This is a genomic window from Lentzea californiensis (assembly GCF_024648825.1).
GTDB classification, from domain to species: Bacteria; Actinomycetota; Actinomycetes; order Mycobacteriales; family Pseudonocardiaceae; genus Lentzea; species Lentzea californiensis.
In genome coordinates this window covers 64516-87487 of sequence record NZ_JANBBE010000021.1, presented here as the reverse complement: position 1 = coordinate 87487, position 22972 = coordinate 64516, and the positions used below count along the sequence as shown (strand labels likewise).

Sequence of the window (22972 nt, the reverse complement as noted above, 5' to 3'; positions counted from 1 at the left end):
TCAGTCCGGCGGCGTTACGCAGCCGCTTGTTGTAACCCGACTGCTGAGGCAGGTACCGAAACAGGTGCCCCAGATGAGCGTGGGCGTAGCGCAGCCAGCGGGCTTCGGAGGTGTGGCCCAGCAGTGCCTGCATCACCGCGAGGGTGACCAGTTCGGCATCGGTCAGGCTGGGCACGATGCCGACCTTCGGCCGCCACGGCGCTAATCGAGGTTGCGCCCTGAGCAAGTCGTCGGTTCTGACGTAAAGTGCGGTCGCGAGGGTGTCAATGTCGGTCGTCACAACCCGTACATCGACACCCTCGCTTCGCGTCTCTAGACGCCTACCCCTTGGACTTACTCATCTAGGCGGCGTCGTGATGCGCCTGCTCGCGAACCGGAACTTGTCCCCGGCATCGATCGCACGTGCGACCTACCGGGTGACGAAGGGTGCCCGCTACTGGTCGGCCTCCACGTACATCGGGGTGAGCTCCGGGCGCACGGAACTTACCCCTGAGCTGCTCGGCGACCTGGCCGTCCTGCTGAACGTCCCGGCCACCGAACTCGAAGCCCTGACTGGAATCACCCCGGTAGGGACGCCGGACCCCGAGGTCGGTGAGCTCGCCTGGGAGTGCCGGCGCCTCAGCGCTGACCAGCTCGCGCACCTGAGACAGTTCACCAAGTCGCTCGCCTAGCGTCGTGCGCCGTTAATTCGCTGTCTAATTCTCAGCTCGTCACCGCGGTACGCGGGGACCTTACGTACTCTCATGCAGTACGTAAGGTCCCCGCGTGAACCACAGGCACGGCGTGTCGGCGCTCGACACGCCGTTGCGGTGGAACGGACTTCGATAGCGGATTTCCGGCGCGGGACACTAGCGCCAGAACGCCAGCCTGTGCTCGGCCGCGTAGTCGACGGGTCCGATCGCGCCCGGAGCCAGTGACTGCACGTACTGGCCCTCGGAGAACCGGGGCCAGCCCGGCGTTCCGGTGCGGGCGAAGTCCGTCCACGTCTTGATCATGTGGTCGGACAGGCCGCGGTCCTTCGTGAAGTCCTCGTCGGGGAACAGGTAGTCGATGTCCGACGAGTGGTTCGCGCCGTGCAATTCAGGCGGCATCGACGGGTCCGTAGCCGCGTTGCGGTCAGCGAACTCGAACGCGTAAACGGGCGCCTTCTTCGCGTAGAGCGTGTTCTGCCTGAACGTCGCACGAGCCCACACGCGATCTGTCAGCACCGTCGCCCACGCCTGCTTCGGCGACGCGAACGCGCTGACCGGGTACTCGCGCTCGATCTCGGCCGCGCGGTCGGGGAACGCCTCCCGCACGAGCCGTGAGTAGTCCTCAGTGGACATGGGCTCCGGCCGGAACAGCCCGACGAAGCTGTTGTGCTCGTCGCGGGTCGCGCCGGCCAGGATCGGCACGTCGGCGAACTCGCCCGACTCCAGCGACTCGGCCGGGAGCCGGGGGAGCAACGAGCCGCCGTAGCCGACGGACTGGAAGATGTTCATGATCTGCGGGTAGTCCAGCAGCTTCTCCGCCGGCAGTCGCCGCAGGCACTCGACGTCCGTGCAGCCCAGTTCGGCGCTGATCATCTTGCCGATCTCCTGGATCTCCGGCACCGGCCGCCACGCGAGTGACGGCAACGCCTCCAGGTCCGGGAACCAGGCGCCGCGAGGCACGTCCACCAAAGTGAACGAGCTGTGCATGATCGCCTTGTGGAACAAGGGCCGCTGCCCGATCAGGTGCGCGCTCACCGCGGTCGCCCCGAAGGACACCCCGAACAACGTCACGTTGCCCGGATCCCCGCCGAAGCCGGAGATGTTGCGTTGGACCCACTCCAATGCCGCGCGCTGGTCGAGCAGCCCGAACTCACCGGAGTGCTCGAGGCCCGGCAGGCCGAAGCCGCCGAACACGCCCATTCGGTAGTTGAACGTCACCACGACGACATCCCCTTGCCGCGCAAGGCGTTCCGCGTCGAAGAAGTGCCCGGCCCCGATCGCGCCGTCGCCGTGCACCCACACCAGCACCGGCTTGCGGCCGGCCACCGAAGGCGTCGTGACGTTGGTGAACAGGCAGTCCTCGTCGGTGCTCTTCGTCTCGGAGTAGCTCGATCCGACCTGCGGGCACGGACTGCCGGGCTCGAAAGCGTCCCGCACCCCGTTCCACGCCGCCGCGCGCACCGGCGGCTCCCAGCGAGCCGCGCGGGCGTACGGAACCCCCTGGAACCGCAGATGCCCGTCCCGCACCTCACCCCGAACCTGCCCCGTATCGGTCGTAACGACGTCCGATGGCATGGCTTCCCCTCTCCCGCACGCGCTGAGCAGCAGTGATGCGGCAACTAGCAACGTCCCCCGACGCATGGCTAACCCCTTGTGGCCAGGTCGACGGCCGCGACCAGCTCCTGCTCGCAGACGTCGAGATCGAGTGACTCGGACCGCTGCACAACGCTGTTGCGCAGCGCGAGGACGAACACGGCCATGACGTCCGGGTCGAACGCGCGGAACTCGCCTGCGTCCTGCCCCTGCCGCAGCAGGTCGGCGAGCCCTGCGTGATCGGAGTCGGCGATGCCCCCGTCCGTCACCGCCGCGTGGGCCTTGATGCGCAGGAACGCCACCATGTCCTCGCGGTGTTCGCGCAGAAACGCGATGTTGGCGACCAGGAACGCCCGCAGTTCCTGGCGGGCGCTCGCCTGGTTCATCCGCGTGCTCACGAACCCTTGGAAGCGCTCCAAGATGTCCGCGAACACGACGTCGACGAGCTCCTGCTTGTTCTTGAAGTGGTACGAGATCAGCCCCGTGCTGCTCAGCCCCGCACGCGCCGCGATGGCCTTGAACGACGTCTCCGCGTAGTCCAGCTCCGCGATCGTGGCGATCGCCGCCGCCACGATCTGCGCCCGCCGGGCCTGCTCGGTCACGGACTTTGCTCGCATGAGCAAAACTTAGCACGGCTGAGCAAAATAAGGTGCGCACGCAGTTAGAATCGGCCTGTGACCAGGAGATCTCCGCAGGCGAAGAAGGCGTTGAGCTACGCCAGGGACGCCCGCAACTGCTACGGACAGAGTGACAAGGGCTCGCGCAAGGCCATCGCCAGGAACAAGCGCGCCAACGTCCGGTCGGACCGGCGCCGCGAGCAGGTGGTGCTCGTCCAGGCCCGGCCCGATGACATTGACTCCGAACTCAAGCGCAAACGTCTTCCGTCGAAGCGCTGGCGCAAGCTCGCCGACGCGCCACTCGCCGACGTCGTGGCCGGCAAGCTGCGGCGGCGGGCTGCCGCGGGCATCATCGACGAGGAGCAGGCGGAGGCGAAGATCGCCAGGATGCCGCGGGTCAGCCGCCGGACGCCCTGGAAGTGATCAGCGCTGCCACGGCACGTCAGCCGAGGTCGGACAGGTCGAGGACGAACCGGTAGCGGACGTCACCGCGGTCGAGCCGGTCGAGGGCCTCGGCGACGCGGGCGGACGGCAGGACCTCGACGTCGGCGGTGATGCCGTGGGTAGCGCAGAACTCCAGCATGGCGGCGGTGGCGGGAAGGCCGCCGCTGCCACCGGAGCTCAGCTTCTTGCGGCCGACGAGCAGGTCCATCGCCTCGACGGTGAGGGTGCCGAGGTGCCCGACCTGGCTCAGCGTCCCGTCGACGGCCACCAGACGCAGGTAGGGGCCGAGGTCGTGGGGGACCGGGATGGTGTCGATGAGGACGTCGAACCTGTCGCGGGCCGCCTCGGTGCTGTCCGGGTCGGTGGAGACGACGACATCGCGGGCACCAAGGCGGATCGCGTCGCTCGCACGCTCGGCCGACCGGCTCACCACCGACACCTCGGCACCCAGGGCGGCCGCGAACTTGACCGCGAGGTGGCCCAGCCCGCCCAGGCCGGCCACCGCGACGCGCGTTCCCGGGCCCACCCCCAGGGCGCGCATCGGCTCCCACACCGTGATCCCCGCGCACAGCAACGGTGCCGCGGCGGCCGGTTCCAGCTCGGACGGCAGGGGATGGGCGAACCGGTTGCGGACCACGTACTCGCGGGAGAAACCGCCCAGCGTCGTCGTCCCGTCGTGGCGGTCGGTCCCGCCGTAGGTGAGCGTGGGGAACTCGCGGCAGAAGTTCTCCTGGCCTATCGCGCACATCGTGCAGACGCCGCAGGAGTCGACGATGTTGCCGACCGCGACCGGGTCACCGACCCGGAACTTGGTCACCTCGGGACCGACGTCCACGACGACCCCGGTGAACTCGTGACCCGGCACGAGCACGCCCTCGCCGTCGTGTGCGCGCAGCGAGTGCAGGTCGGTGTGGCAGACGCCGCAGAAGTCCACACGCACCGCAACGTCGTCTTTCCGCAGGTCACGGCGGTACAGCGGCACCCGGTGCAACGCGTGTCCGTCGGCCTGCCAACCGGTGGTGGTTCGCATGACTCTCCCTTAAACAGACTGTTCGGTCTATTTGAAGCTACCCCTAGAAGGTCCGCAAAGTAAACCGACTGTTCTGTCGGTACAGTTCAGTCATGTCCGACCAGCAGCTGACCGCCCGTGGCGCGGCCACGCGGCAACGCATCATCGACGTGGCCACCCGCGAGTTCGCCGAGCACGGCATCGCCGGGGCCCGCATCGAACGGGTCGTCGCCGCGGCGCGCACCAACAAAGCGCAGCTCTACGCCTACTTCGGCAACAAGGAAGGGCTGTTCGACGCGATCTTCTTCGGCTCGCTGGAGCGGATCGTCAACGTCGTGCCCATCGACGCCACCGATCTGGCGGGCTGGGCCGTGCGCCTCTACGACGAGTACATCGAGCGCCCCGAACTCATTCGGCTCGCGACCTGGGCCCGTCTCGAACGACGCCCCACCGGCCACCTGGTCGCCGACACCGATCGCCTGGACCAGAGCAAGCTGCAGGCGATCACCGACGCGCAGCAGGCGGGGCTGGTCCGCGACGGCGACCCCTTCGACGTGATGGCCATGGTCATCGCGATGTCGATGGCGTGGTCACCGGTCAGCAACGTCTACGCGGCCTCCAGCGACGAACCCGCCGAAACGCACGACCGCCGCCGGGACTTCCTGCGCGAGAGCGTCCGCCGCGCGGTCGCGCCGGCCTAGTCCAGGGGTTTGGAACTCATCCAAAGGACATGCTTTCAGGTTGACCTGCGGCGAATGGGTGGAGCCAAACGGAACGCCGCCTCTACCGTCCCCCGCATGCCTTTGCGGAGATCAACGGTGCGCGGCCGCGAGTTCGGTGACGCGATACGGGCGCTGCTGCGGGCGGCCGGCCTCACCAACCGCGCCGCCGCCGAATTGCTGGGCTGGCAGGAAGCTAAAGTCTCGGAACTGGTCAACGGCAAGGAAGGCGTGAGCGACGTCGACCTGGCCAAGTTGCTCGGCCTGCTGCGTACGCCGCCCGACGAGTTCGACCACCTGATGGCGCTGCACCACGAAACGCACATCAGAGACTGGTTGCAGCCTGCAGGTTCTGGTTCGCCAGATCGGGCACGAACCCTGAGGGAACACGAAGGGATCGCGTCAGACATCACCGGTTGGTCGATGAACGTGGTGCACGGCCTGCTTCAGGTACCCGACTACACCCTTCATCTGGCCAACGCGGCTGTGAACGTGCATGACGTTTCGGCTGTGGTGCGCACGCGGACGGAACGACAGCAGTCGGTCCTCGACGGCCACCGTGCGATCACCATCTTCATGCACGAACAGGCGCTCCGGCTTCAGGTGGGCGGCGTCCTCGTGATGGCTGAACAGTTCCATCACCTGCTGCGGCTCTCCGTGCGTCCCTACCTCACGATTCGCCTGATTCCCTCCGCGTTCGGGCCGCACGCGGGGCTTGCCGGTGACTTCGACCTGCTGAAGTTCAAGAAGATCCCACCGCTCGTCTACCTGGAGAGTCACGGCGCTAACGTCTTCCTCGAAGATCAGCCCTCTGTTGACCTCTACGAGAACGTCGTGAAGTCACTCGGACGGGCGGCGTTGGATGAGGCTCAAACGAGGAAGCTGATCACTGAAATCATCGGTGAGGAGGCTCGTGATGACCAGGTGGCGCAAGAGTAGTTACAGCGCTAACGACGGCAATTGCGTCGAGGTGGGACGCGGCGTCGGCGTCCGCGACAGCAAGGCTCCCTCCGTCGAACTCCCGCTCACGGCTCACCAGTGGGCACCGCTGCTGCAGTTGGTCAGGACTCAACCCGCAGCGAAGTGACGTCGGCGCAACCAAAGGTTGCGCAAGCCGGGTGAGCCGGTTAACTTGAGATGCAACCGATGGTTGCACTTCAAGCGAGGAGAGCCGGCGTGGAACACGGAAGCATCGAACGCGAGCTGCGCATCGAGGCCACCCCCGAGGTGGTCTACGAGGTGGTCAGCTCTCCCGAGCACCTGCGCGAGTGGTGGCCCGACGACGCCGAGCTCGACGCCGTGCCCGGCGGCACCGGCACGATCACCTTCGGCGACCCGGCCTCGCCGGACGCGAAGGTCGAACACCTCACCGTCGTCGAGGCCGACCCGCCCCGCCGGTTCGCGTTCCGCTGGGTGTACGACCAGGGCGCGTCGGCGGCGCCGGGCAACTCGCTGCTCGTCACGATCGACCTCGTGCCCTCCGGCGACGGCACGCTGCTGCGCTTCAAGGAGACCGGGTTCCGCGAGCGCGGCTGGGAGGCCGCCGTGCTGGAGCAGGCCTACGCCGATCACGTCCAGGGCTGGGACCACTTCCTCCCGCGTCTCGTCGCGCGAGCCGAGCTGCTGGTCGCGCGGCCGTGAGCGCGGCGATCGACGACGACCTCTGGTCCGCGGTGGGCGACCCGACCCGCCGCCGGATGCTCGACCTGCTGCTCAGCGACGGCGGCGGCACCGCGACCACGCTGAGCGAACGGCTCCCGGTCACCCGGCAGGCGGTCGCCAAGCACCTCGGCGTGCTCGACCGCGTCGGGCTGGTGCACGTGACACCGGCCGGACGCGAGCGCCGCTACGAGGTGGACGAGGCGCAACTCGCCCGCGCGGTGGCCCAGCTGACCGCGGTCGGCACCACCTGGGACGCCCGGCTGCAGCGGATCAAGCGGATCGCCGAACGGATCCAGCGCGGCACAGCGGAACGAGAGACAGGATCGGACCAGTCATGACGACGCAGGCGCCGCGCACCGAGCGCGGCTACACCACCTCGTACGCGGTCGAGCAGTCGCCGGACGAGGTCTACGCGGCCGTCCTGGACGTCCGTGCCTGGTGGACCGGCGAGGTCGAGGGACGTGCCGACGAGGTGGGTGCCGAGTTCACCTACCGGCATCCCCCGCAGCACTACAGCCGCCAGCGCGTGACGGAGCTGACGCCGGGCAACCGGTTGTTCTGGCAGGTCACGGACAGCCTGCTGTCCTTCGTCTCGGACTCGGCCGAGTGGACCGGCAGCGAGATCGTGTTCGACATCGTCCCCGCCGGCGGCGGCGCGGAGCTGAGGTTCACCCACGTCGGGCTTGTGCCGGACGTCGAGTGCTTCGGTGCGTGCTCCACGGCGTGGCTGCACTACGTCAACGGCAGCCTGCGCAGCCTGATCGCCACCGGTCAGGGTCTGCCGGATCCGTGGTGATGACCGAGGAACAGGAGAACGTGATGTCCGATCTGGCCGCCAAGGCCGATCTCCTTCGTTCGCTGCACGTGCCGGGCGACCCGCTCGTGCTGCCGAACGCCTGGGACGTCGGCAGCGCTCGCGCGATCGTCGACGCGGGCTTCCCGGTGATCGCGACGGCGAGCAACGCGATCGCCGCGGCACTGGGCCACGACGACGGTGAGCGAGCGCCGAGGGACGAGATGATGTTCGTCGCCGCGCGCATCGTGGCGTCGGTCGACGTCCCGGTGACGGTCGACGCCGAAGCCGGGTACGGACTTGCTCCCGGTGAGCTGGTAGAGCTGCTGACCGGGATCGGTGCCGCCGGCTGCAACGTCGAGGACACCGACCACGCGAACGGCGGCCTGGTGGACGCCGGCGTGCGTGCCGCCTACATCGGGGAGATGCGTGCGGCCGCGAACCGGGTCGGGGTGCCGTTGGTGATCAACGCGCGGGTCGACTCCTTCTTCCCCGCCTCGCCGTTCTCCGGGGACAAGAGGCTCACCGACGCCCTCGACAGGGCGCGGGCGTACTGGGCGGCCGGCGCGGACTGCGTGTTCGTGCCGGGAGCCGGACCCGAGGACCTCCGCGCGGTGGTCACCGAGGTCGGAGCTCCGGTGAACGCCGGGCTGCCGTTGCGGGGCGGGTCGCTGGAGGCGCTTCGTGCGGCCGGGGTCGCCCGCGTGTCGGTGGGTCCTCAGCTCTACCGCAGCGCGCTCGGCCACCTGCGCGCCGACCTCGAGCTGCTCGGCGGGTCCACCGGGTGACGACCCGCCGAAGGTCGGTATTCGCGGAATTGCCGCCCGTGAGCGCCGTCACAGGTGCATGCTGTGTGCACCAGCTCAACCCGAGGACTGATGACCATGACGAGTGCGACCGCGGGCTCCCGCCACAACTGGGAGACCGATCTGGAGCGCTACCGGACCAGGGCGGTCCAGGTGCTCGACACGCACCTGCCCGCGACGACCGGCTGCACCGAATGCGGAGACCCGTGGCCCTGTGCCCGCGCGTGCTCCGCCGAGTTGGTGCTCGAGCTCTGACCTCTACTGGCGTCAGAAGGTCTGGCTGCTGACGATCGCCAGGAAGATCCCGACGGCGACCAGGGCGAACAGCAGCGAGAAGACGACGCCGAGAACCCGCCTCACCACACCGGCCGGACGGCGGCGGCGCACCTGGTCCTGGTAGGCGGCGTTGCGGTGGAAGGTCGCGCTGTTCTGCCGCACCTGCTGCTGGTAGGCCTGCTGCGCGCCCTGTGAGCCTGGCGTTGTCATGGTCGCTCCTCCGTTGTCGCCCGTCCTGAGGACGAGGGCCTGCCGATGCGGGCGCTGTCGAGCACCTCGACGAGTTCGAGCCAGCCGGAGAACATCCGGGTGACCCCGTCGGCGCCGCGGGCCCGCCCCTGGATGGGGTCGGAGTCCGCGACCAGGTCCAGCTCGACCCGTACCGTCGCGTTGCCTGCTTCGGTCATGGCGATGACCCTCCCCGCGCGGTGAGCGACGCGCATCGTGGTCGGCACCCTTGCTTTTGCCCGGTCGTGGCCCGGCCGGACCGGCGACGACCTGCGGTGTCATCCGGATCCGGCCACCGTGCCCCGCGCGCGACAGTTCTCGGCATGCGCACTGAGCATCGTTCAAACCGGCTGTTGGACCGAGTCGCGAAGACCGTGGCCGACAGCGTCCGCGCGGAGGCGGTGAAGCCGTTCGTCGTGTCGGTGATGGGCACGACCGGCACCGGCAAGTCGTCACTCGTCAACGCGTTGTTCGGCACGAACCTGAAGACCGACCCGGTGCGGCCGTGCACCAAGGAGGTGCAGACGGTCCGGATCGACGGCACTGGTGGTGGCCGCATGTTCTTCCACGACCTGCCCGGGATCGGCGAGGCGGGCGCGGTCGACGAGGGTTACGTCGCGCAGTACCGGGCCAAGCTCCTCGAATCGGACGTGGTGCTGTGGGCGATCCACGCGGACAGCCGGTCGGTCACCTTCGACCAGCACGCCCTCGACCGCGTCCTCGGTGACGACCCGCAGCAGCGGACCGCCCTGATGAGCAAGGTGACGTTCCTGCTCACCAAGGCCGACCTGCTCACGCCAGCGCCGTGGATCTACTCGAAGTCGGGCCAGGCCGGCATGTTCGCCGCGCTTCCCCCGACGGAGACGTTGCTGCGGGAGAAGGAGCGGTACTTCCAGGAGGCGTTCGTCCAGCCGCACGCGGCGGACATCGTGACCTCGACACACCACGACGGCACCTTCGACGTGCACGACCCGGCGTTGACCGTCGACGAGCACTTCGTCAGCCATCGCGGACTGCTCACCTTCGCCGCCGCGCGTGCACTGGCCGCACGCCATCCCCGGCACCAGGACGTGTTCGAGCGGCTGTACGACAACAACCGCGTGGTCTCGTGCTCGGCCCGGCTGCGGTTCAACCTCGAGAACCTGATGGCCGTGATCGTCGGCAAGCTCGGCCCCGGTGCCGGCGTGCGGTTCCGGAAGTTCACCTTGCACGACGCCCTCAACACCGTGCCCGTGGCGGTGGCCCGGCAGTTCTGCAACCTCGTGGTGCTGGACGGCCGGGGCGGGGAGGTCCTGTTCGACATGGCGCAGCAGAACTTGGAGGTGTCGCGATGACCCGGTACTACACGGCGGCCGAGATGGCCGCGGCGGTCCGGCACCAGGCCGCGATCGACCACGCCTACTACACGGGCTATCAGGACGCGTTGCGGACGAACGACCGGAGCTGGCTCTACGAGCTGGTCAGCGCCGCGGTCCAGTTCACGTTCGGCCCGCCGGTCGGCCAGTTCGTGATGCTGGGAGTCGACGCCGTGTGGGACTATTTCGCCGACCTGTTCGAGTAGGCCGGGTTGCGCAGGGCCGCCCGCAGCTGCGGGCGGCCCTGAATCGCGAGCTTGCGGTAGGCGGCGGTGAGGTGCGACTCGACCGTCCTCGCGCTCACGAACAGTTCCTGCGCGATGACCTTGTTGGTCTTGCCGTCCTCGGCGGCGAGCTCGGCCACCCGCAGCTCCATCGCGGTCAGGGCGTCCCTGCCGGTGACCGCGTCCCGGCGCGGCCGGGCTCCCGCGGCGCGGAGTTCGTCTCGTGCCGATGCCGCCCGCCCGAGGGCGCCGCAACGCGTGGCGAGGTCCAGGCCGTGGCGCAGCGGGCCGACAGCCAGCGTCCGCTGGCCCGCGCGGCGCAGCGCGGCGCCGTACGCGATCAGGCAGCAGGCGCGTTCGAGGTCTGCCTCGGAGCCGTCCAGCAGCTCCACGGCCTGGGCGAGCAGGTCCAGACGGCAGGAGCCGGACGTGGTCAGGGCCGTGGTGCGCAGCGCTCGCGCGATCGACCGCCGGGCTCCGAACTCCCGCGCCAGTTCCAGGTTCTCCCGCGCCAGCGCCACCGCCGCTCCGGACTGGCCGAGCGCGAGGTGGGCCCGCACGGCGTCGGTGCGCCATTCGGCGAAGCCGGGGTTGCGGTATCCGCCCCCGGCCAGGAACCGCCCGACCTCCAGCAGATCGGTCAGCGCCTCGGCCGGCTCGTTGAGCCGCAGCCGGAGCCTGGCCCTGGCCACCGGGACGAAGTGCATGATGATCGTGTCGGTCGGCTGGTGGTCGCTGATCCCGAACTCGTCGAGCACGCGCCGTGCCTCGTCCGGCTTGCCCCGTTCCACCAGCGCGTCGACCAGCACGGCCGCCGCCAGCGGCGTGTTGAACCGGCGCGGTTCCCCTGGGACCTCGTCCAACGCCGCGCGGGCGTCGCCTTCGGCTTCGACCAGGCGGCCCGCGTACCAGGCCGTGTGTGAGCGGAGCATCGACAGGTAGCGGAAGTCCCACACGTCGCCCCGCTGCCGCGTGGCGTCGAGGCCCCGGTCGAGCAGCTCGAGCGAGTCCGCCATCCGGTCGGTGAGGTTCAGGGCGGCACTGGCGTAGTTGACCAGGATCCACCCGTCGCGCGCGGGGAGCGGGCCCGCCGCGGCGGCCTCGGCCAGCGCCGCCACCTCGCCGGCGGGGCGGTCTCCGGTCGCCACGGCACCGAAGGCGAGCGTGGCCAGCAGCATCCGGTCCTCGTCGGAGGTACCGCTCAGCCCTGCCGCGACCGCGTCGAGGCCGTTCAGGATCGTGGCGGGGTTCCTCATGGCGATCAGTTCGAGTCCTGCCAGCGCGGCGTGCATCGACACCGGCAGCTCTCCCTCGTGCCCGTTGGCCAGCCCCCGTGCGAGCTCCGCCATCCCGGCGGCTTCGGCGGACCGCCCGGTCTGGGTCAGCAGGAAGCCCAGCTCGACGACGAGTTGAAGCCGCTCGGGCAGCGGGTCGGTGAGCGAGATGGCCTCCCTGAGCACCTCCACGGCCCGTGCCGACCGGCCGGCCATGCCCAGCACCCGGCCGAGCAGCGCCACCAGCGGCCCGCGCAGGACCGGCGCCGGTGGTTCGTTGCGGGCCCTGGTCAGGTACGTCGCGGCTGCCTCGGGAGCACCGCGGCCCAGCGCGGACACCGCGGCGGAGTGCAGCGAGCCGACCACCCACGGGTCGGCCTCCGGTTCGGCGGCCAGCAGATGAGGCGCGAGTTGCTCGGCCCCGGCGTGATCGGCGGCGAGCAGGCGCGCGGCCCGTTTGTGCTCGGCCGCGCGGAGCAGGCTGCTCGAGTCGGTGTACACCGCGGTCCGCACCAGTGGATGCACGAAACAGATCGGATGGTGAGCGGTGACGACGGCTTCGCGCGCGAGGCCGTCCGCGGCGATGGCCGCCGCCTCGATCGACAGCCCTGCCAGTGCCGCCACGTGCCGTGGTTCGGCGGCGGTCTCCAGTACGGCCAGCGCCCTGGCGAACCTGACGGCCTCGGGGCCCAGCCGGGCCACCCTGGTGAGCACCGCCCGTGAGATGGCGTCGGCCCGCAGGTGCCCGATCCGGCCGGCCTGGGCCACGACGGGCCGCGTTCCGTTCTCGCGCAGGTTGGCCAGCGCCTCGGCCAGCAGGAACGGATTACCGCCGGTCGCGACCGCGCAGGCACGGCAGAACTCGTCGTCGGCGTCGGCCGCGAGGTCCCGGCGCACCAGTGTGCCGACCGCCTCGTCGCTCAGCGGCCGCAACCGGACGACGTGCGGGGCGACGCCGCCGAGCGCACCGCCGACGAGCCCGTCGAGCACCGGTCCGGGGCGCCCTGCGAGCAGCAACAGCACCGGCAGATCGGCGATCCGGCGGGACAGGTGCGACAGGAACCGCAGCGAGGCACCGTCCGCCCAGTGCACGTCGTCCACCACCATGAGCAGTGGTCCGGACTCCGCGAGGTTGGCGCTCAACCAGTACAACCCGTACACGACGTCGCCCTGCGCGGAAGCGGCGCCCTGACCGCCGTGGTGGCCGAACACGGGCTCCGCGAGACCGGCGGCGCCCGCCAGCAGCTCGGCCCTGCGCGCGACCGATCCGGTGCGCAACGGCGGCTCGAACAGCTGACGGACGATGGCGAACGGCAGGTCCTGCTCCAGTTCGCCACCGACAGCGGTCAGTCCGCGCACGCCCAGGCTCACCGCGTGTTCGCTCACGGCCGCGAGCACCGCTGTCTTGCCCATCCCCGGTGGTCCTTCCACCAGCACTGTCGCTCCGCGGCCGCCCGTGACCGAGGCGAGCACAGCATGAATTGCGTCCAGTTCTGCGTCGCGCTCGACCAGCGCCATCAACAATTCCAATTCACGTTGATATGACGAGCCGTTCTCGACTCGTCGTCAACAATGGCGAAGAACTGCGATCAGGCGCCAGACTGGCGTATCACTGAGTGACACGCCTGGCCGAAAACCTGGGGAGCGGATGGACGATCGCACGGTCACCGGCAGAGTCGTCGCGGTGCTGGACGTGGTCGCCGCGAGCGAGGGCACGGTTTCGCTGGCCGAGCTGACCCGTGTCACCGGTATTCCCAAAGCCACGGTGCGGCGCATTGCCGAGGACCTGTGCGCGCGGCGAATGCTGCGCCGCGGTGCCGGCGGTGGTTACCTGCTGGGCCCGCACATGATAAATCTGGGGATGCGCGCGACCACGCAACTCGGCCTGCGCGACGCGGCGATCCCGTACGTTCAGGAACTGTTCGCCAGAACCGGAGAAATCGCGTGGGTGGGCGCCTGCAGCGGCATGACGTTCACGATGATGGACACGGCCTACGGGGCCAACCGCGCGGCCGCCGTGAGCCGGTACGGCTGGCCGATGGACACGAGCCACTCGGCGTTGGTGGCCACCGCGGCCGGACGACTGGTGCTGGCCGAGGAGCCCGCGCTCACCGACCGTGTACGAGCCCGGCCGCTATCGGCGCTGACCCAGCACACGGTGACGTCCTGGCCCAAGCTGACCGCGATGTTCGACGCCATCCGGGACAGTGGAATGGCGACCGAGCACGAGCAGAGCAGGCTCGGCTTCAGCTGTGCGGCGGTCGGTCTGCGCGACAGGGCGGGCAACCTCGTCGGCGTGCTCGGCGTCACCGGGCACACCGCGACCCTGGCCGTTCAGCGGCTGACCAGACCGCTGCGCACCGCGGCGGAGGACATCACCCGCACGCTCACGACGAGCTGACCCTGGCGAAGAACGCGGCGACGTTCGCGATCGTCCGCTCGATCTTGGCCTCCAGGCTGATCGACTCGTGCATCCGGCCACCGAACCCGGCGTCCTTGCGTCCTCGCAGGTACAGCGAACACGCCAGGTCGGCGCAGATGTAGACGCCGACCGTGTTGCCCAGTTGTCCCGACTTGCCGGCCTTGCGCGCGCTCATCAGCGACACGCCGTCTCCGGAATGCGTGGTCAGGCACCACGAGCACATGGTCTTGCGCACCCGCCCGGTCTGCGCCGCCCGCCGCAGCGCGATGCCGGCGAGCCTGCCGTCCAGCTCGGCCACCAGGTACGAGCGATCGGGCGCGGCCGGGTCGGTCCAGCCGAGGAAGTCCAGGTCGTCCCACGGCCGCTCGCCCAGATCCCTGGGTACGGGCATGCGCTTCGCCTCGCCCTTGGTGGAATTGACGAAGGACGCGCGGATGTCGTGTTCGGTCAGCGGCTTCATGGCCAGGGACGCTAGGGTTACCTAGAGGTCCTAGGCAAATTATTAAGGACCCTAGGAAGGGTGACGGATGGCACGTGCGGGGCTCACGGCCGACCGCCTCACGCAGGCGGCGGCGGACCTGGCGGACGAGGTCGGCTTCGAGAACGTGACGGTGTCCGCGCTGGCCCGGCACTTCGGTGTGAAGGACGCCTCGCTCTACTCGCACATCCGCAACGCGCAGGACCTGCGCGTGCGCCTGGCCGTCCTCGCGCTCGCGGAACTCGCGGAGCGGGTGGCGGAGTCGATCGCGGGCCGTTCGGGCAGGGACGCCCTGGTCGCGTTCGCCAACGCCTACCGCGCCTACGCCCGCGAGCACCCCGGCCGGTACTCGGCGACGCAGATGGCGCTCGACCCGGACGTGGCCGCCGAGAGCGCGGCCGGCAAGCACTCCGAGATGACGCGCGCGCTGCTGCGGGGCTATGACCTGTGGGAACCCGACCAGACCGACGCCGTGCGGCTGCTGCACAGCACGTTCCACGGGTTCGTCTCGCTGGAACGCTCCGGGGCGTTCCACAGCCATCCGCGCGGCGTCGAGGCGTCGTGGCTCAGAGCCCTGGACGCGCTGGACTCGGTGCTGCGGGCATGGCCCGCCTGAAGAAGTTGACCAGGTTGCCGTCGGGGTCGCGGACCAGCAACGAGCGGTTGCCCCACGGCATCGTGGTGGGCTCCTGGACGACCTCGGCGCCGGCCAGTTTCGCGTGCACGCCCTCCACGTCGTCGACCTCGAACTCGACGATGACGCTGCGGTTGACACCCGGTTCGGCCGATCCGGCGGCGAACAACGCCACGGTGCGGGTGCTGCCGACCGCGAGGGTGCCGGTCGAGGTCCTGACCTCGGCGAAGTCCTCGTTCGCCCAGGTCGCGTCCACTCCCGTGGCGCGTTCGTAGAAGCCGGTGAGGCGGGCGACGTCGGCGGTGATGATGCGGATCGATACGAAGTCCATGAGCGCACGGTAGAAGCGATACCGGACAGAATCCGCCCGGTATGTGAGGGAGAATTCCGGCCATGCCCCGGCCGATCGCACGCGTGCTGTCCTTGTTGGAGCTCCTCCAATCCGGAGGCGTTCGGACGGTGGCGGAGCTCGCCTCGCGGCTTGAAGTCGACGAACGGACCGTGCGGCGGTACGTCGACCACCTGCTCGACCTCGACATACCGGTCGAGTCGGTGCGCGGACGGTACGGCGGCTACCGGCTCGCTCCCGGTTACCGCATGCCGCCGTTGATGCTCAGCGACGACGAGGCGCTGGCGGTGCTGATCGGGCTGGTCACAGGCCTGATGACGGGCACCGCGAGCGAGACCGCGGCGGCGAAGGTCCGCCGGGTGCTGCCCGCCCGGCTCGGCAGCAGGCTCGACGCCGTGCTCGGCTCGCTCGCCTTCACCAGCCCGCCCGGTTCGCCGGCCACCCCGGAGGCCCCGGTCCTGCTCGCGCTCGCCGACGCGGTGACCCACCACCGGCCCGTCGCCGTCCGGTACACCGCCGCAGACGGCCGGCGCAGTGAACGCACGCTGCACCCGTACGGGCTCGTCGCCCACTCCGGCCGGTGGTACGTGACCGGTGCCGATCCCGCGATCGGCGAGGACCGGACGTTCCGGCTGGACCGCATCACCTCGGCCAGGACGCTGCCCGGCTCGTTCGAGCCGCCCGGTGAGCTCGATGCGGCGCAGCGGGTCCTGACCGGGCTCGCCACCGCCCCGCACCGGTACGAGGTGACGGTGCGGATCCAGGGGTCCGCCGGGCAGATCCGCACCCGGCTTCCCGCGAGCGTCGCGGTGGTGGAGCCTCTCCCCGAGGGCTGGTCGCGCGTCGAACTGCGGGTGGAACGGCTCGACTGGCTGCCCGGTGTGCTCGCGTCGCTGGATCTGCCGTTCGTGGTCGAGAGGCCGGACGAGCTGCGCGGTCTCGTCGCGGCGCTCGCCGAGCGACTCCTGAAATCGGTTGCCCGCGGTGTCGGCGACGACCTAGCCTCGCCGCCATGATCGACAGAATCGAGTCCGTGGTCCGCGCGTGACAGGGTCCCTGTACGACCACGCCGCCGCGCTGCACGAACAGTTCCCCGACAGCCCGCTTCCCCGGGACGGGTCGCCGTACCCGGACGACGAGCGCTATCGCGGCGCCCACCGCTCGAACGACTACCGCTCCGAGGGCATCGACGTCGCCGCCGCGCTCGACGCGTACTTCGCCTCCAGGACCATGCAGGTCGAGGAACTCGCGGAGACGTTGGCCGGCCTCGACGTCCCGATCCACCACAACGAGCACATCGCCGCGGCGGCGTTGCGCGCGGACAGCGACCGAGTCCGGCGCACCGGCCGGCGCCTGGTGCGGCACGGTCACGACCGGCGCGCGGTCGTCGTCGGCCTGGCCCTGCTCGCGACGGACAACGACGAACGTGACATTCCGCTGATCCGCACCATCGGTCTGCTCTCCAACTACTTCGGCCCGATGGCGGCCCGCGCGCTGCGGCGCCGCCGTCACGGAACCGAGGCGTTGACCTGGCTCGGCGACCGCACGGCCGGGTGGGGCCGTGTCTACGTCGTCGAGGCCCTGTGCAAAAGCGGCATCGCGCGTCCGTGGCTGCTCCGGCACGCCTGCGACGGTGACACGCTCAACGGCTACTTCGCGGCCAAGGTCGCCACGGCCGCCCACCTGCACGCGGCCATGACCTGCGAAGACGTCGACGAGGAGGTCGTCGACCACACCGGGCGGCTGCTGAGCGTCATGACCTGGTGCTCGGGCATGGGCATGGACCTCTGGGACTACCCGGCCGCCGCACCGGTCGTCGAGGCCTACGCCCGGCACGTCGACCGGCTGCCCCGGACGGACGTGCGCATGCGTTGCCGGGTCCACCTCGCCGAGTCGCTGCAGAAGATCCCGTTGACCGGTCTCAACACTTCAACGGTGGTCGCAGCACTGCTTGGATGAACTCCATGCGAGCCCTGCTGCTGTCCGCACTCCTGATCGTGTCGTTCGCCGTGCCCGCACACGCCACCAACGGGTTCGTCGTCCTGCGCGACTCCGACCCGACCATCCGGCACGACATCCGCTACTACACCGCGCACAACTTCGTCGGCACCCGCGTCGACGGCTACCGCGCGCCCCTGTGCATCCTCACCAGGCAGGCCGCGAAGGCGTTGCGCGGTGTGCAGCGCGAGGTGCTGCGGCAGGGCTACACGCTCAAGGTCTACGACTGCTACCGGCCGCAACGCGCCGTCGACCACTTCGTCCGGTGGGCCCGTGACCTCGCCGACCAGCGGATGAAGGCCGAGTTCTACCCGCGGGTCGACAAGACGCGGCTGTTCGAGGACGGCTACATCGCGGAGAAGTCCGGCCACAGCCGCGGGTCCACGCTCGACCTGACGATCGTGAAGCTGCCTCCGCGGTACCAGCGGCCGTACGTGCCGGGGGAGCGGCTGGTGAACGCGCGACGCGCCTGACCGGTTCCCCGACAACACCGTCGACATGGCCACGGGCTACGACTGCTTCGACACGCTCTCGCACACCGACGACCCGCGCGTGACGGGTCAGGCGCGGGAGAACCGTCAGCTGCTCAAGGCGGCGATGGCGCGGGCAGGGTTCCGCAACCTGCCCGAGGAGTGGTGGCACTTCACGCTCAACGACGAGCCGTTCCCGGACACTTACTTCGACTTCCCCGTCGGGCGCTGACCTCAGCAATGTGCTGCCCCGATGGGCGGAAGAGCCCTGGTCGTGCCGGCGACCTGGGTGAGCTTCGCCGTCAGGGGAGACAGCAGGGACGAGGTGATGGCCTTGTCCACGAGTCGGCGCAGGGCCAGTCCGAGCCGGGTGCGGGGGTAGGCGAACGGCACGAGCCAGCGCGGGAAGCCCTGGACGTCGTCGACGAGCGGACGCATCCACTCCTCGTAGGCCGCGAGCCCTTCCTCGTACCGGTCCGCGGTGGTGGACAGGCTCGCTGCCAGGACGTATCCGCTGACGAGCGCGAGTGAGGCGCCGCCCCCGCCCATCGGGGTCACGCACCAGCCGGCGTCACCGGCGAGGCACACCCGCCCGCGGTGCCACACGGGCATGCGGATCTGGGTGAGCTGGTCGACGTAGACGTCGGTGGAGGTGTCGAACCCGTCGAGCACGCGCCGGGCTTCCCACCCCGCGTCGGCGAAGTGCTCCCGGAACCGCGCCAGGGCGTCCGCGCGGTCGAGCCGGGTCAGGTCCTCGGATCGGGCGTGGGCGAGCATGGCGCGGGTGGTGCCGTGGTTGTCGGGCCGGAGGTGGACCTGCCGTCCTCCAGTGGTGGTGTACCAGCGCCACCGGCTGTCGTCGGAGACCGTGCGGGGGATCGTGCCGAAGACCATGGCGATGCCCAGGTCACGGCGGTCCACGAGGTCACCGAAGAGCCGGTCTCGGGTGGCTGAGCGAACTCCTTCCGCGACGACCAGCAGGTCCGCGCGCAGCACGCGTCCCGAGGCGGTGGTGACGGTGACCGAGTCGGCGTCGTCGGCCACGTCGGTGATGGTGTCGCCGTAGGTGATCTCGACTCCTTCCGGCAGGTGCTCCAGGATCGTGCGGGCGAAGTCACCGCGCAGCACCTCGAGCTCGGCGGTGGCGCCGTCCGGGCCGTCTGAGGGCAGCTCGGCGAGCACCCTGCCCTCCGCGTCGACGAAGACCGTGCCCGTCTCCGTGGTGTTCTGCGCCTTCACGGCCTCGGTCAGTCCCATCCGGGCCAGCACCTCGCGGGCGACGCCGCGGACGTCGACGTTCTGCCCGCCGTCGCGGAACGCCTCGGCCCGTTCCAGCACGGTCACCCGCCAGCCCGTGCGCCTCAGCCAGAAGGCGGTCGAGAGGCCGGCGATGCTCGCACCGGAGATCACCGCGTGTCGTTCAGCCATCGGGAACTCCCCTGTCAGTGGTAGCTTTGCTGCAAAGCTACTTCGACGCAAAGGCACCTGCATGACAGACGACCCGCTGACCGCGGACTGGACCTCGGCGCAGATCGCGGTGATGCACCGCCTGCGCGACTGGGCGGTCGACTTCGGCGAGCTCAACCAGCACCTCGCCGCCTGGATGCGACTGCCGGGAGCCGACGCCAACGCACTGGGCCAGATCATCTGGGCGGCCGAGGCGGACGCTCCGCTCTCCCCGGCTCAGCTGTCCCGGCAGATCGGCATGACCACGGGCGCGACCACCATCCTGCTCAACCGGCTGGAAGCGGCCGGACACCTCTGCCGCACGCGGGAAAGCGCCGACCGCCGTCGCGTCACCCTGCGGCCCACACCGGCCGCCCGTGACCGTGCCCGCGAGTTCCTCGGTCTCGCCGGTGCCGAGATCGCGCACGTCCTCCGCACGACGCCGCCGGCCGAGCTCGCCACCGTCGCGGCGTTCCTGACGAGGATGACCTCGGCCGCCGACGAGGCGGTCCTGCGTCTCAGCCGGAGCAGCTGACGGTCCGGGCTACAGCCGGGGCCGGGTCAGCAGCCGGGACAGCACGATCGCGCTCTCGGTCCGGTCCACGGGAGCGGTCGAACGCACGCGCTGGATGGCTTGTTCCAAGTGCGGGATGTCTCTGGCGAGCATGTAGAGCATCGCGTCGGCGGCACCGGACACGGTGCACGCCTCGATGACCTCGGGAATGTCCTCGAGCGCCTTGCTCAGCTGGGCCGGGGTGGGATTGCCCTTGCAGTAGATCTCGACGAACGCCTCGGTGTGCCACGCCAGCGCCTGCGGATCCACCAGCGCGCTGAAGCCGCGGATCGCACCGGTGGCGACCAAGCGGTCGAGGCGTCTCTTCGCGGCGGACGGCGACAGCCCTGCCGCCTTGCCGATCTCGGCGTAGGTGGCACGGGCGTTGCGCAGCACGCACCGGATGACCGCCTGGTCGATGTCGTCCATGCCCAGAGGATCCGCCCTGCCGCAAAAAATTGCCATGCGACCTCGATCTTTGCAAAGAAACCGCTGCAAAACGCCGGTTTCGGCGATTGTTTGCACCGCCAGGTGAACCTAATCTCCGGCTCGTGATCATCAACGATGTCGAGGCGGCGGCGCTGGCCGCGGTGGACGAGGCCGCGATCGGCCGGCTGCTGCTGGACCTGCTCGCGGTGCCGAGCGTGACGGGCAGCGCCGCGGAGTCCGAACTGCAGCACGTGCTGGCCGGGCACCTGGAACGGATGGACCTGGACGTCGACCTCTGGTCGATGGACCTGCCCGATCTCCGTGCGCACGACGACTTCCCCGGCGGTGAGGCGCCGCGCACGGAAGCGTGGGGGCTGGTGGGCAACACCCGCTCGCACGGCGACGGGCCGACGTTGATCCTGCAGGGACACGTCGACGTCGTCCCGCCCGGCGACCCGGCGCAGTGGCGGGGTGACCCCTTCCGCCCCCGCGTCGAGGGAGATGTCGTGCACGGCCGCGGAGCGTGCGACATGAAGGCCGGTGTGGTGGCGATCCTCGCCGCGCTGGCCGCGATCCGCGCGACTCAGACGACGCCGCGGGGCCAGGTGTCCGTGCACTTCGTCGTCAGCGAGGAGGACGGCGGGCTCGGAGCGTTCGGCACGCTGCAGCGCGGCCACACCGGTGACGCCTGCATCATCACCGAACCGACCGGCGGCGCGCTCATGATCGCCAACGGCGGTGCCCTCACCTTCCGCATCGAGGTCCCCGGCCAGGCCACGCACGGCAGCACGCGGTACGCCGGGGTCAGCGCCATCGACGCCTACCTGCCGATCCACGCCGCTCTCGCCCGGCTGGAAGCGCGTCGCAACACCGGCGTCGATCCGCTGATGTCCGCCTACCCCGTCGCGTACCCGCTGTCGGTCGGCACGGTGCAGGCCGGTGACTGGGCGAGCAGCGTGCCGGATCTGCTGGTGGCCGAGGGACGACTGGGCGTGGCGCTGGGGGAGGAGCCTGCCCAGGCCCGTGCCGAACTCGAGGCGTGCGTGGCCGAGGCCTGCGCGTCGGACCCGTGGCTGCGGGCCAACCCCGCCGTCGTGACGTGGCCCGGCGGTCAGTTCGCCAGCGGCCGGTTACCGGGCGGGCACCCACTCGCGACCCTGGTCGCCGACGCGCACGCGGATATCACCCGTGAGGCGCGCCCTACCGAGCAAGGCGCGCCGTACGGCAGTGACCTGCGGCTGTACGCGGGGGCCGGCATCCCGACTCTGCAGTACGGGCCCGGTGACGTGCGCCTCGCGCACGGTCCGCAGGAGCAGGTGTCCGTCAGCGAGGTCGTCACCGTCACCCAGTCCCTCGTGCTGGCCGCGCTGAGGACGGTCTACCCGACGGCCTGACCGCGGGCGAAGCGGTCGGTGGCGGCGATGATCGCCGCGGTCATGCTGCCGCCGCCGTGCCCGGTGTCGTCGAGGACCACCAGGTCGCTTCCCGGCCAGGCCCGGTGCAGCGCCCAGGCCGTGCCGAGCGGGGAGCTGACGTCGTACCGCCCGTGGATCAGCACAGCGGGAATCCCGTGCAGCCGCTCGATGTCACGCAGCACTTGGCCTTCTTCGAGGAAGCAGCCGTGAGACCAGTAGTGCGTCACGAGGCGGGCGAAGGCCAGCTGGAACGCCGGTTCGGCGACCGACAGGAATGGCTCGGCGTCGGGGGCCAGCGACATGTGCGTGTCCTCCCACAGGCACCACTCGTGCGCGGCCGTGGCGCGGACCTCGGGGTCGGGGTCGTGCAGCAGCCGGCTGTAGGCGGCTGCCAGGTCGCCGTCACGTTCGGCGGAGGGCACGCCGTCGCGGAACCGGTCCCACTCGCGCGGGAAGACGCGGCCCATGTCGCGGGTGATCCAGTCGGTGTCGCGGCGGTCGCCGTCGGTCACGGCCGCGAGCACCATCTCGGTCACCCGCTCCGGATGTGCCTGCGCGTAGGCGAGAGCGAGGGTGACGCCCCAGGAGCCGCCTTCGACCAGCCAGCGCTCGATGCCCAGGTGCACTCGCAGCGCCTCGATGTCGGCGATGAGGTGCTGGGTGGTGTTCGCCGACAGGTCGACGACCGGGTCGGTCGCCGGAGGGGTGCTGCGCCCGGCGTTGCGCTGGTCGAACAGGACCACGCGGTAGCGGTCCGGGTCGAACAGGGTCCGCATCCTGGGCGAGCTCCCCGATCCGGGGCCGCCGTGCAGCGCGACGGCCGGCTTGCCGTCCGGGTTGCCCAGCACCTCCCAGTACAGCGAATGGCCGTCGCCTACGTCGAGCATGCCTGACTCGTACGGCTCGCTCGGGGGATAGCGACGGTCGTGGGGTGTGCTCGTCATCCGTCCATGATCGCGTACCGGCTGCTCGGCTCGGATCAGGTTGCACACGCCAACGGAACTCCAAGCCTCCTGATCCTGACCGCCGATAATGTTCACTTATCGGCGGTCAGGATTTTGGCACCCCATTGAGTAGCGTTGCGTT

31 protein-coding genes and 1 pseudogene are annotated in these 22972 nt (G+C 70.1%); 20 read left to right on the top strand and 12 right to left on the bottom strand.

Annotation, left to right across the window (positions count from 1 at the left end; genetic code table 11):
• Nucleotides 1–280 (bottom strand): annotated as a pseudogene (locus LX88_RS44810) (IS982 family transposase); the annotation flags it as partial.
• Nucleotides 281–380: 100 nt separating this feature from the next.
• Between LX88_RS44810 and LX88_RS41995 the strand changes: the two are divergent.
• The gene (locus tag LX88_RS41995) at nucleotides 381–671 is read left to right on the top strand and encodes a hypothetical protein (protein WP_258953326.1); all 291 of its coding nucleotides are present in this window, start codon (nucleotides 381–383) and stop codon (nucleotides 669–671) included.
• 177 nt (nucleotides 672–848) lie between these two features.
• On the opposite strand, the gene LX88_RS41990 is transcribed toward LX88_RS41995, so the two are convergent.
• Nucleotides 849–2333, bottom strand: coding sequence for a carboxylesterase/lipase family protein (locus LX88_RS41990; protein ID WP_258953325.1), 1485 nt, complete (start codon nucleotides 2331–2333; stop codon nucleotides 849–851).
• A gap of 2 nt (nucleotides 2334–2335) precedes the next feature.
• Nucleotides 2336–2902, bottom strand: a complete 567-nt coding sequence (locus LX88_RS41985; protein WP_258953324.1) for a TetR/AcrR family transcriptional regulator — start codon at nucleotides 2900–2902, stop codon at nucleotides 2336–2338.
• Nucleotides 2903–2959: 57 nt separating this feature from the next.
• On the opposite strand from LX88_RS41985, the gene LX88_RS41980 reads away from it, so the two are divergent.
• Complete coding sequence (locus LX88_RS41980) at nucleotides 2960–3325, top strand: hypothetical protein (protein ID WP_258953323.1); 366 nt, start codon at nucleotides 2960–2962, stop codon at nucleotides 3323–3325.
• A 19-nt stretch (nucleotides 3326–3344) separates the two neighbouring features.
• On the opposite strand, the gene LX88_RS41975 is transcribed toward LX88_RS41980, so the two are convergent.
• The gene (locus LX88_RS41975) at nucleotides 3345–4376 is read right to left on the bottom strand and encodes an NAD(P)-dependent alcohol dehydrogenase (protein ID WP_258953322.1); all 1032 of its coding nucleotides are present in this window, start codon (nucleotides 4374–4376) and stop codon (nucleotides 3345–3347) included.
• Nucleotides 4377–4468: 92 nt separating this feature from the next.
• Between LX88_RS41975 and LX88_RS41970 the strand changes: the two genes are divergently transcribed.
• The 8 genes from LX88_RS41970 (at nucleotide 4469) to LX88_RS41935 (ending at nucleotide 8590) form a co-directional block, all read left to right on the top strand.
• A complete protein-coding gene (locus LX88_RS41970; protein ID WP_258953321.1) occupies nucleotides 4469–5056 on the top strand; it encodes a TetR/AcrR family transcriptional regulator in 588 nt (195 codons plus the stop codon).
• Between the two features lie 96 nt (nucleotides 5057–5152).
• Entirely contained in the window at nucleotides 5153–6013 is an 861-nt protein-coding gene (locus tag LX88_RS41965) for a helix-turn-helix domain-containing protein (RefSeq protein WP_258953320.1), read from the top strand.
• Nucleotides 5991–6161, top strand: a complete 171-nt coding sequence (locus LX88_RS41960; RefSeq protein WP_258953319.1) for a DUF397 domain-containing protein — start codon at nucleotides 5991–5993, stop codon at nucleotides 6159–6161. The genes LX88_RS41965 and LX88_RS41960 overlap by 23 nt, the downstream gene beginning before the upstream one ends.
• 89 nt (nucleotides 6162–6250) lie before the next feature.
• The gene (locus tag LX88_RS41955; RefSeq protein ID WP_258953318.1) at nucleotides 6251–6715 is read left to right on the top strand and encodes an SRPBCC domain-containing protein; all 465 of its coding nucleotides are present in this window, start codon (nucleotides 6251–6253) and stop codon (nucleotides 6713–6715) included.
• The gene (locus LX88_RS41950) at nucleotides 6712–7074 is read left to right on the top strand and encodes an ArsR/SmtB family transcription factor (RefSeq protein WP_258953317.1); all 363 of its coding nucleotides are present in this window, start codon (nucleotides 6712–6714) and stop codon (nucleotides 7072–7074) included. The genes LX88_RS41955 and LX88_RS41950 overlap by 4 nt, the downstream gene beginning before the upstream one ends.
• A complete protein-coding gene (locus LX88_RS41945; protein ID WP_258953316.1) occupies nucleotides 7071–7532 on the top strand; it encodes an SRPBCC family protein in 462 nt (153 codons plus the stop codon). Before LX88_RS41950 ends, LX88_RS41945 begins: the two co-directional genes overlap by 4 nt.
• A complete protein-coding gene (locus LX88_RS41940; protein WP_258953315.1) occupies nucleotides 7532–8317 on the top strand; it encodes an isocitrate lyase/PEP mutase family protein in 786 nt (261 codons plus the stop codon). Before LX88_RS41945 ends, LX88_RS41940 begins: the two co-directional genes overlap by 1 nt.
• Before the next feature lie 96 nt (nucleotides 8318–8413).
• On the top strand, nucleotides 8414–8590 hold the full coding sequence (locus tag LX88_RS41935) for a hypothetical protein (RefSeq protein WP_170176235.1): 177 nt from the start codon (nucleotides 8414–8416) through the stop codon (nucleotides 8588–8590).
• Between the two features lie 12 nt (nucleotides 8591–8602).
• Here the strand turns inward: LX88_RS41935 and LX88_RS41930 are convergent, their stop codons facing one another.
• Complete coding sequence (locus LX88_RS41930) at nucleotides 8603–8821, bottom strand: hypothetical protein (protein ID WP_258953314.1); 219 nt, start codon at nucleotides 8819–8821, stop codon at nucleotides 8603–8605.
• The gene (locus LX88_RS41925) at nucleotides 8818–9018 is read right to left on the bottom strand and encodes a hypothetical protein (protein ID WP_258953313.1); all 201 of its coding nucleotides are present in this window, start codon (nucleotides 9016–9018) and stop codon (nucleotides 8818–8820) included. Before LX88_RS41925 ends, LX88_RS41930 begins: the two co-directional genes overlap by 4 nt.
• A 144-nt stretch (nucleotides 9019–9162) precedes the next feature.
• On the opposite strand from LX88_RS41925, the gene LX88_RS41920 reads away from it, so the two are divergent.
• Together LX88_RS41920 and LX88_RS41915 are read left to right on the top strand one after the other, a co-directional pair.
• Nucleotides 9163–10173 (top strand): GTPase family protein, encoded by a 1011-nt coding sequence (locus tag LX88_RS41920; protein ID WP_258953312.1) that lies wholly within the window; start codon nucleotides 9163–9165, stop codon nucleotides 10171–10173.
• Nucleotides 10170–10400 (top strand): hypothetical protein, encoded by a 231-nt coding sequence (locus tag LX88_RS41915; RefSeq protein ID WP_258953311.1) that lies wholly within the window; start codon nucleotides 10170–10172, stop codon nucleotides 10398–10400. Before LX88_RS41920 ends, LX88_RS41915 begins: the two co-directional genes overlap by 4 nt.
• On the opposite strand, the gene LX88_RS41910 is transcribed toward LX88_RS41915, so the two are convergent.
• Entirely contained in the window at nucleotides 10376–13222 is a 2847-nt protein-coding gene (locus LX88_RS41910; protein WP_258953310.1) for an ATP-binding protein, read from the bottom strand. The genes LX88_RS41915 and LX88_RS41910 overlap by 25 nt on opposite strands.
• A gap of 118 nt (nucleotides 13223–13340) precedes the next feature.
• Between LX88_RS41910 and LX88_RS41905 the strand changes: the two genes are divergently transcribed.
• Nucleotides 13341–14093 carry an IclR family transcriptional regulator gene (locus LX88_RS41905; protein WP_258953309.1) on the top strand — a complete coding sequence of 251 codons (753 nt, stop codon included), beginning with the start codon at nucleotides 13341–13343 and terminating at the stop codon, nucleotides 14091–14093.
• Here the strand turns inward: LX88_RS41905 and LX88_RS41900 are convergent.
• On the bottom strand, nucleotides 14080–14574 hold the full coding sequence (locus LX88_RS41900) for an FBP domain-containing protein (RefSeq protein WP_258953308.1): 495 nt from the start codon (nucleotides 14572–14574) through the stop codon (nucleotides 14080–14082). The genes LX88_RS41905 and LX88_RS41900 overlap by 14 nt on opposite strands.
• 67 nt (nucleotides 14575–14641) lie before the next feature.
• On the opposite strand from LX88_RS41900, the gene LX88_RS41895 reads away from it, so the two are divergent.
• Entirely contained in the window at nucleotides 14642–15208 is a 567-nt protein-coding gene (locus LX88_RS41895) for a TetR/AcrR family transcriptional regulator (RefSeq protein WP_258953307.1), read from the top strand.
• On the opposite strand, the gene LX88_RS41890 is transcribed toward LX88_RS41895, so the two are convergent.
• Entirely contained in the window at nucleotides 15159–15557 is a 399-nt protein-coding gene (locus LX88_RS41890; protein ID WP_258953306.1) for a VOC family protein, read from the bottom strand. The genes LX88_RS41895 and LX88_RS41890 overlap by 50 nt on opposite strands.
• Before the next feature lie 62 nt (nucleotides 15558–15619).
• Here LX88_RS41890 and LX88_RS41885 point away from each other — a divergent pair, with 62 nt between their 5' ends.
• The 4 genes from LX88_RS41885 to LX88_RS41870 are packed head-to-tail and all read left to right on the top strand — an operon-like array spanning nucleotide 15620 to nucleotide 18275.
• Nucleotides 15620–16591, top strand: coding sequence for a helix-turn-helix transcriptional regulator (locus tag LX88_RS41885; protein WP_258953305.1), 972 nt, complete (start codon nucleotides 15620–15622; stop codon nucleotides 16589–16591).
• A 28-nt stretch (nucleotides 16592–16619) separates the two neighbouring features.
• Nucleotides 16620–17534 carry a hypothetical protein gene (locus tag LX88_RS41880; protein WP_258953304.1) on the top strand — a complete coding sequence of 305 codons (915 nt, stop codon included), beginning with the start codon at nucleotides 16620–16622 and terminating at the stop codon, nucleotides 17532–17534.
• Between the two features lie 5 nt (nucleotides 17535–17539).
• Nucleotides 17540–18046, top strand: a complete 507-nt coding sequence (locus LX88_RS41875; protein WP_258953303.1) for a M15 family metallopeptidase — start codon at nucleotides 17540–17542, stop codon at nucleotides 18044–18046.
• A gap of 25 nt (nucleotides 18047–18071) precedes the next feature.
• Nucleotides 18072–18275 (top strand): M15 family metallopeptidase, encoded by a 204-nt coding sequence (locus LX88_RS41870; protein WP_258953302.1) that lies wholly within the window; start codon nucleotides 18072–18074, stop codon nucleotides 18273–18275.
• Nucleotides 18276–18277: 2 nt separating this feature from the next.
• Here the strand turns inward: LX88_RS41870 and LX88_RS41865 are convergent, their stop codons facing one another.
• Complete coding sequence (locus LX88_RS41865) at nucleotides 18278–19471, bottom strand: FAD-dependent oxidoreductase (protein WP_258953301.1); 1194 nt, start codon at nucleotides 19469–19471, stop codon at nucleotides 18278–18280.
• Between the two features lie 61 nt (nucleotides 19472–19532).
• Between LX88_RS41865 and LX88_RS41860 the strand changes: the two genes are divergently transcribed.
• Complete coding sequence (locus tag LX88_RS41860) at nucleotides 19533–20024, top strand: MarR family winged helix-turn-helix transcriptional regulator (RefSeq protein ID WP_258953300.1); 492 nt, start codon at nucleotides 19533–19535, stop codon at nucleotides 20022–20024.
• Between the two features lie 9 nt (nucleotides 20025–20033).
• Here LX88_RS41860 and LX88_RS41855 read toward each other — a convergent pair whose 3' ends face one another.
• Nucleotides 20034–20471, bottom strand: coding sequence for an Lrp/AsnC family transcriptional regulator (locus LX88_RS41855; protein WP_258953299.1), 438 nt, complete (start codon nucleotides 20469–20471; stop codon nucleotides 20034–20036).
• A gap of 122 nt (nucleotides 20472–20593) precedes the next feature.
• Here LX88_RS41855 and LX88_RS41850 point away from each other — a divergent pair, with 122 nt between their 5' ends.
• Nucleotides 20594–21865 (top strand): ArgE/DapE family deacylase, encoded by a 1272-nt coding sequence (locus tag LX88_RS41850; protein ID WP_258953298.1) that lies wholly within the window; start codon nucleotides 20594–20596, stop codon nucleotides 21863–21865.
• On the opposite strand, the gene pip is transcribed toward LX88_RS41850, so the two are convergent.
• Nucleotides 21850–22830 carry a prolyl aminopeptidase gene (pip, locus tag LX88_RS41845; RefSeq protein ID WP_258953297.1) on the bottom strand — a complete coding sequence of 327 codons (981 nt, stop codon included), beginning with the start codon at nucleotides 22828–22830 and terminating at the stop codon, nucleotides 21850–21852. The two genes, LX88_RS41850 and pip, sit on opposite strands and share 16 nt — an antisense overlap.
• Between the last annotated feature and the right edge of the window lie 142 nt (nucleotides 22831–22972).

Bases quoted from the DNA above. Each gene is read 5' to 3' on its own strand.
- LX88_RS41990 (WP_258953325.1), bottom strand. From the start codon at position 2,333: ATGCGTCGGGGGACGTTGCTAGTTGCCGCATCACTGCTGCTCAGCGCG.
- LX88_RS41985 (WP_258953324.1), bottom strand. From the start codon at position 2,902: ATGCGAGCAAAGTCCGTGACCGAGCAGGCCCGGCGGGCGCAGATCGTG.
- LX88_RS41975 (WP_258953322.1), bottom strand. From the start codon at position 4,376: ATGCGAACCACCACCGGTTGGCAGGCCGACGGACACGCGTTGCACCGG.
- LX88_RS41970 (WP_258953321.1), top strand. From the start codon at position 4,469: ATGTCCGACCAGCAGCTGACCGCCCGTGGCGCGGCCACGCGGCAACGC.
- LX88_RS41965 (WP_258953320.1), top strand. From the start codon at position 5,153: ATGCCTTTGCGGAGATCAACGGTGCGCGGCCGCGAGTTCGGTGACGCG.
- LX88_RS41960 (WP_258953319.1), top strand. From the start codon at position 5,991: ATGACCAGGTGGCGCAAGAGTAGTTACAGCGCTAACGACGGCAATTGC.
- LX88_RS41945 (WP_258953316.1), top strand. From the start codon at position 7,071: ATGACGACGCAGGCGCCGCGCACCGAGCGCGGCTACACCACCTCGTAC.
- LX88_RS41940 (WP_258953315.1), top strand. From the start codon at position 7,532: ATGACCGAGGAACAGGAGAACGTGATGTCCGATCTGGCCGCCAAGGCC.
- LX88_RS41935 (WP_170176235.1), top strand. From the start codon at position 8,414: ATGACGAGTGCGACCGCGGGCTCCCGCCACAACTGGGAGACCGATCTG.
- LX88_RS41930 (WP_258953314.1), bottom strand. From the start codon at position 8,821: ATGACAACGCCAGGCTCACAGGGCGCGCAGCAGGCCTACCAGCAGCAG.
- LX88_RS41925 (WP_258953313.1), bottom strand. From the start codon at position 9,018: ATGACCGAAGCAGGCAACGCGACGGTACGGGTCGAGCTGGACCTGGTC.
- LX88_RS41920 (WP_258953312.1), top strand. From the start codon at position 9,163: ATGCGCACTGAGCATCGTTCAAACCGGCTGTTGGACCGAGTCGCGAAG.
- LX88_RS41915 (WP_258953311.1), top strand. From the start codon at position 10,170: ATGACCCGGTACTACACGGCGGCCGAGATGGCCGCGGCGGTCCGGCAC.
- LX88_RS41905 (WP_258953309.1), top strand. From the start codon at position 13,341: ATGGACGATCGCACGGTCACCGGCAGAGTCGTCGCGGTGCTGGACGTG.
- LX88_RS41900 (WP_258953308.1), bottom strand. From the start codon at position 14,574: ATGAAGCCGCTGACCGAACACGACATCCGCGCGTCCTTCGTCAATTCC.
- LX88_RS41895 (WP_258953307.1), top strand. From the start codon at position 14,642: ATGGCACGTGCGGGGCTCACGGCCGACCGCCTCACGCAGGCGGCGGCG.
- LX88_RS41890 (WP_258953306.1), bottom strand. From the start codon at position 15,557: ATGGACTTCGTATCGATCCGCATCATCACCGCCGACGTCGCCCGCCTC.
- LX88_RS41885 (WP_258953305.1), top strand. From the start codon at position 15,620: ATGCCCCGGCCGATCGCACGCGTGCTGTCCTTGTTGGAGCTCCTCCAA.
- LX88_RS41875 (WP_258953303.1), top strand. From the start codon at position 17,540: ATGCGAGCCCTGCTGCTGTCCGCACTCCTGATCGTGTCGTTCGCCGTG.
- LX88_RS41870 (WP_258953302.1), top strand. From the start codon at position 18,072: ATGGCCACGGGCTACGACTGCTTCGACACGCTCTCGCACACCGACGAC.
- LX88_RS41865 (WP_258953301.1), bottom strand. From the start codon at position 19,471: ATGGCTGAACGACACGCGGTGATCTCCGGTGCGAGCATCGCCGGCCTC.
- LX88_RS41860 (WP_258953300.1), top strand. From the start codon at position 19,533: ATGACAGACGACCCGCTGACCGCGGACTGGACCTCGGCGCAGATCGCG.
- LX88_RS41855 (WP_258953299.1), bottom strand. From the start codon at position 20,471: ATGGACGACATCGACCAGGCGGTCATCCGGTGCGTGCTGCGCAACGCC.
- pip (WP_258953297.1), bottom strand. From the start codon at position 22,830: ATGACGAGCACACCCCACGACCGTCGCTATCCCCCGAGCGAGCCGTAC.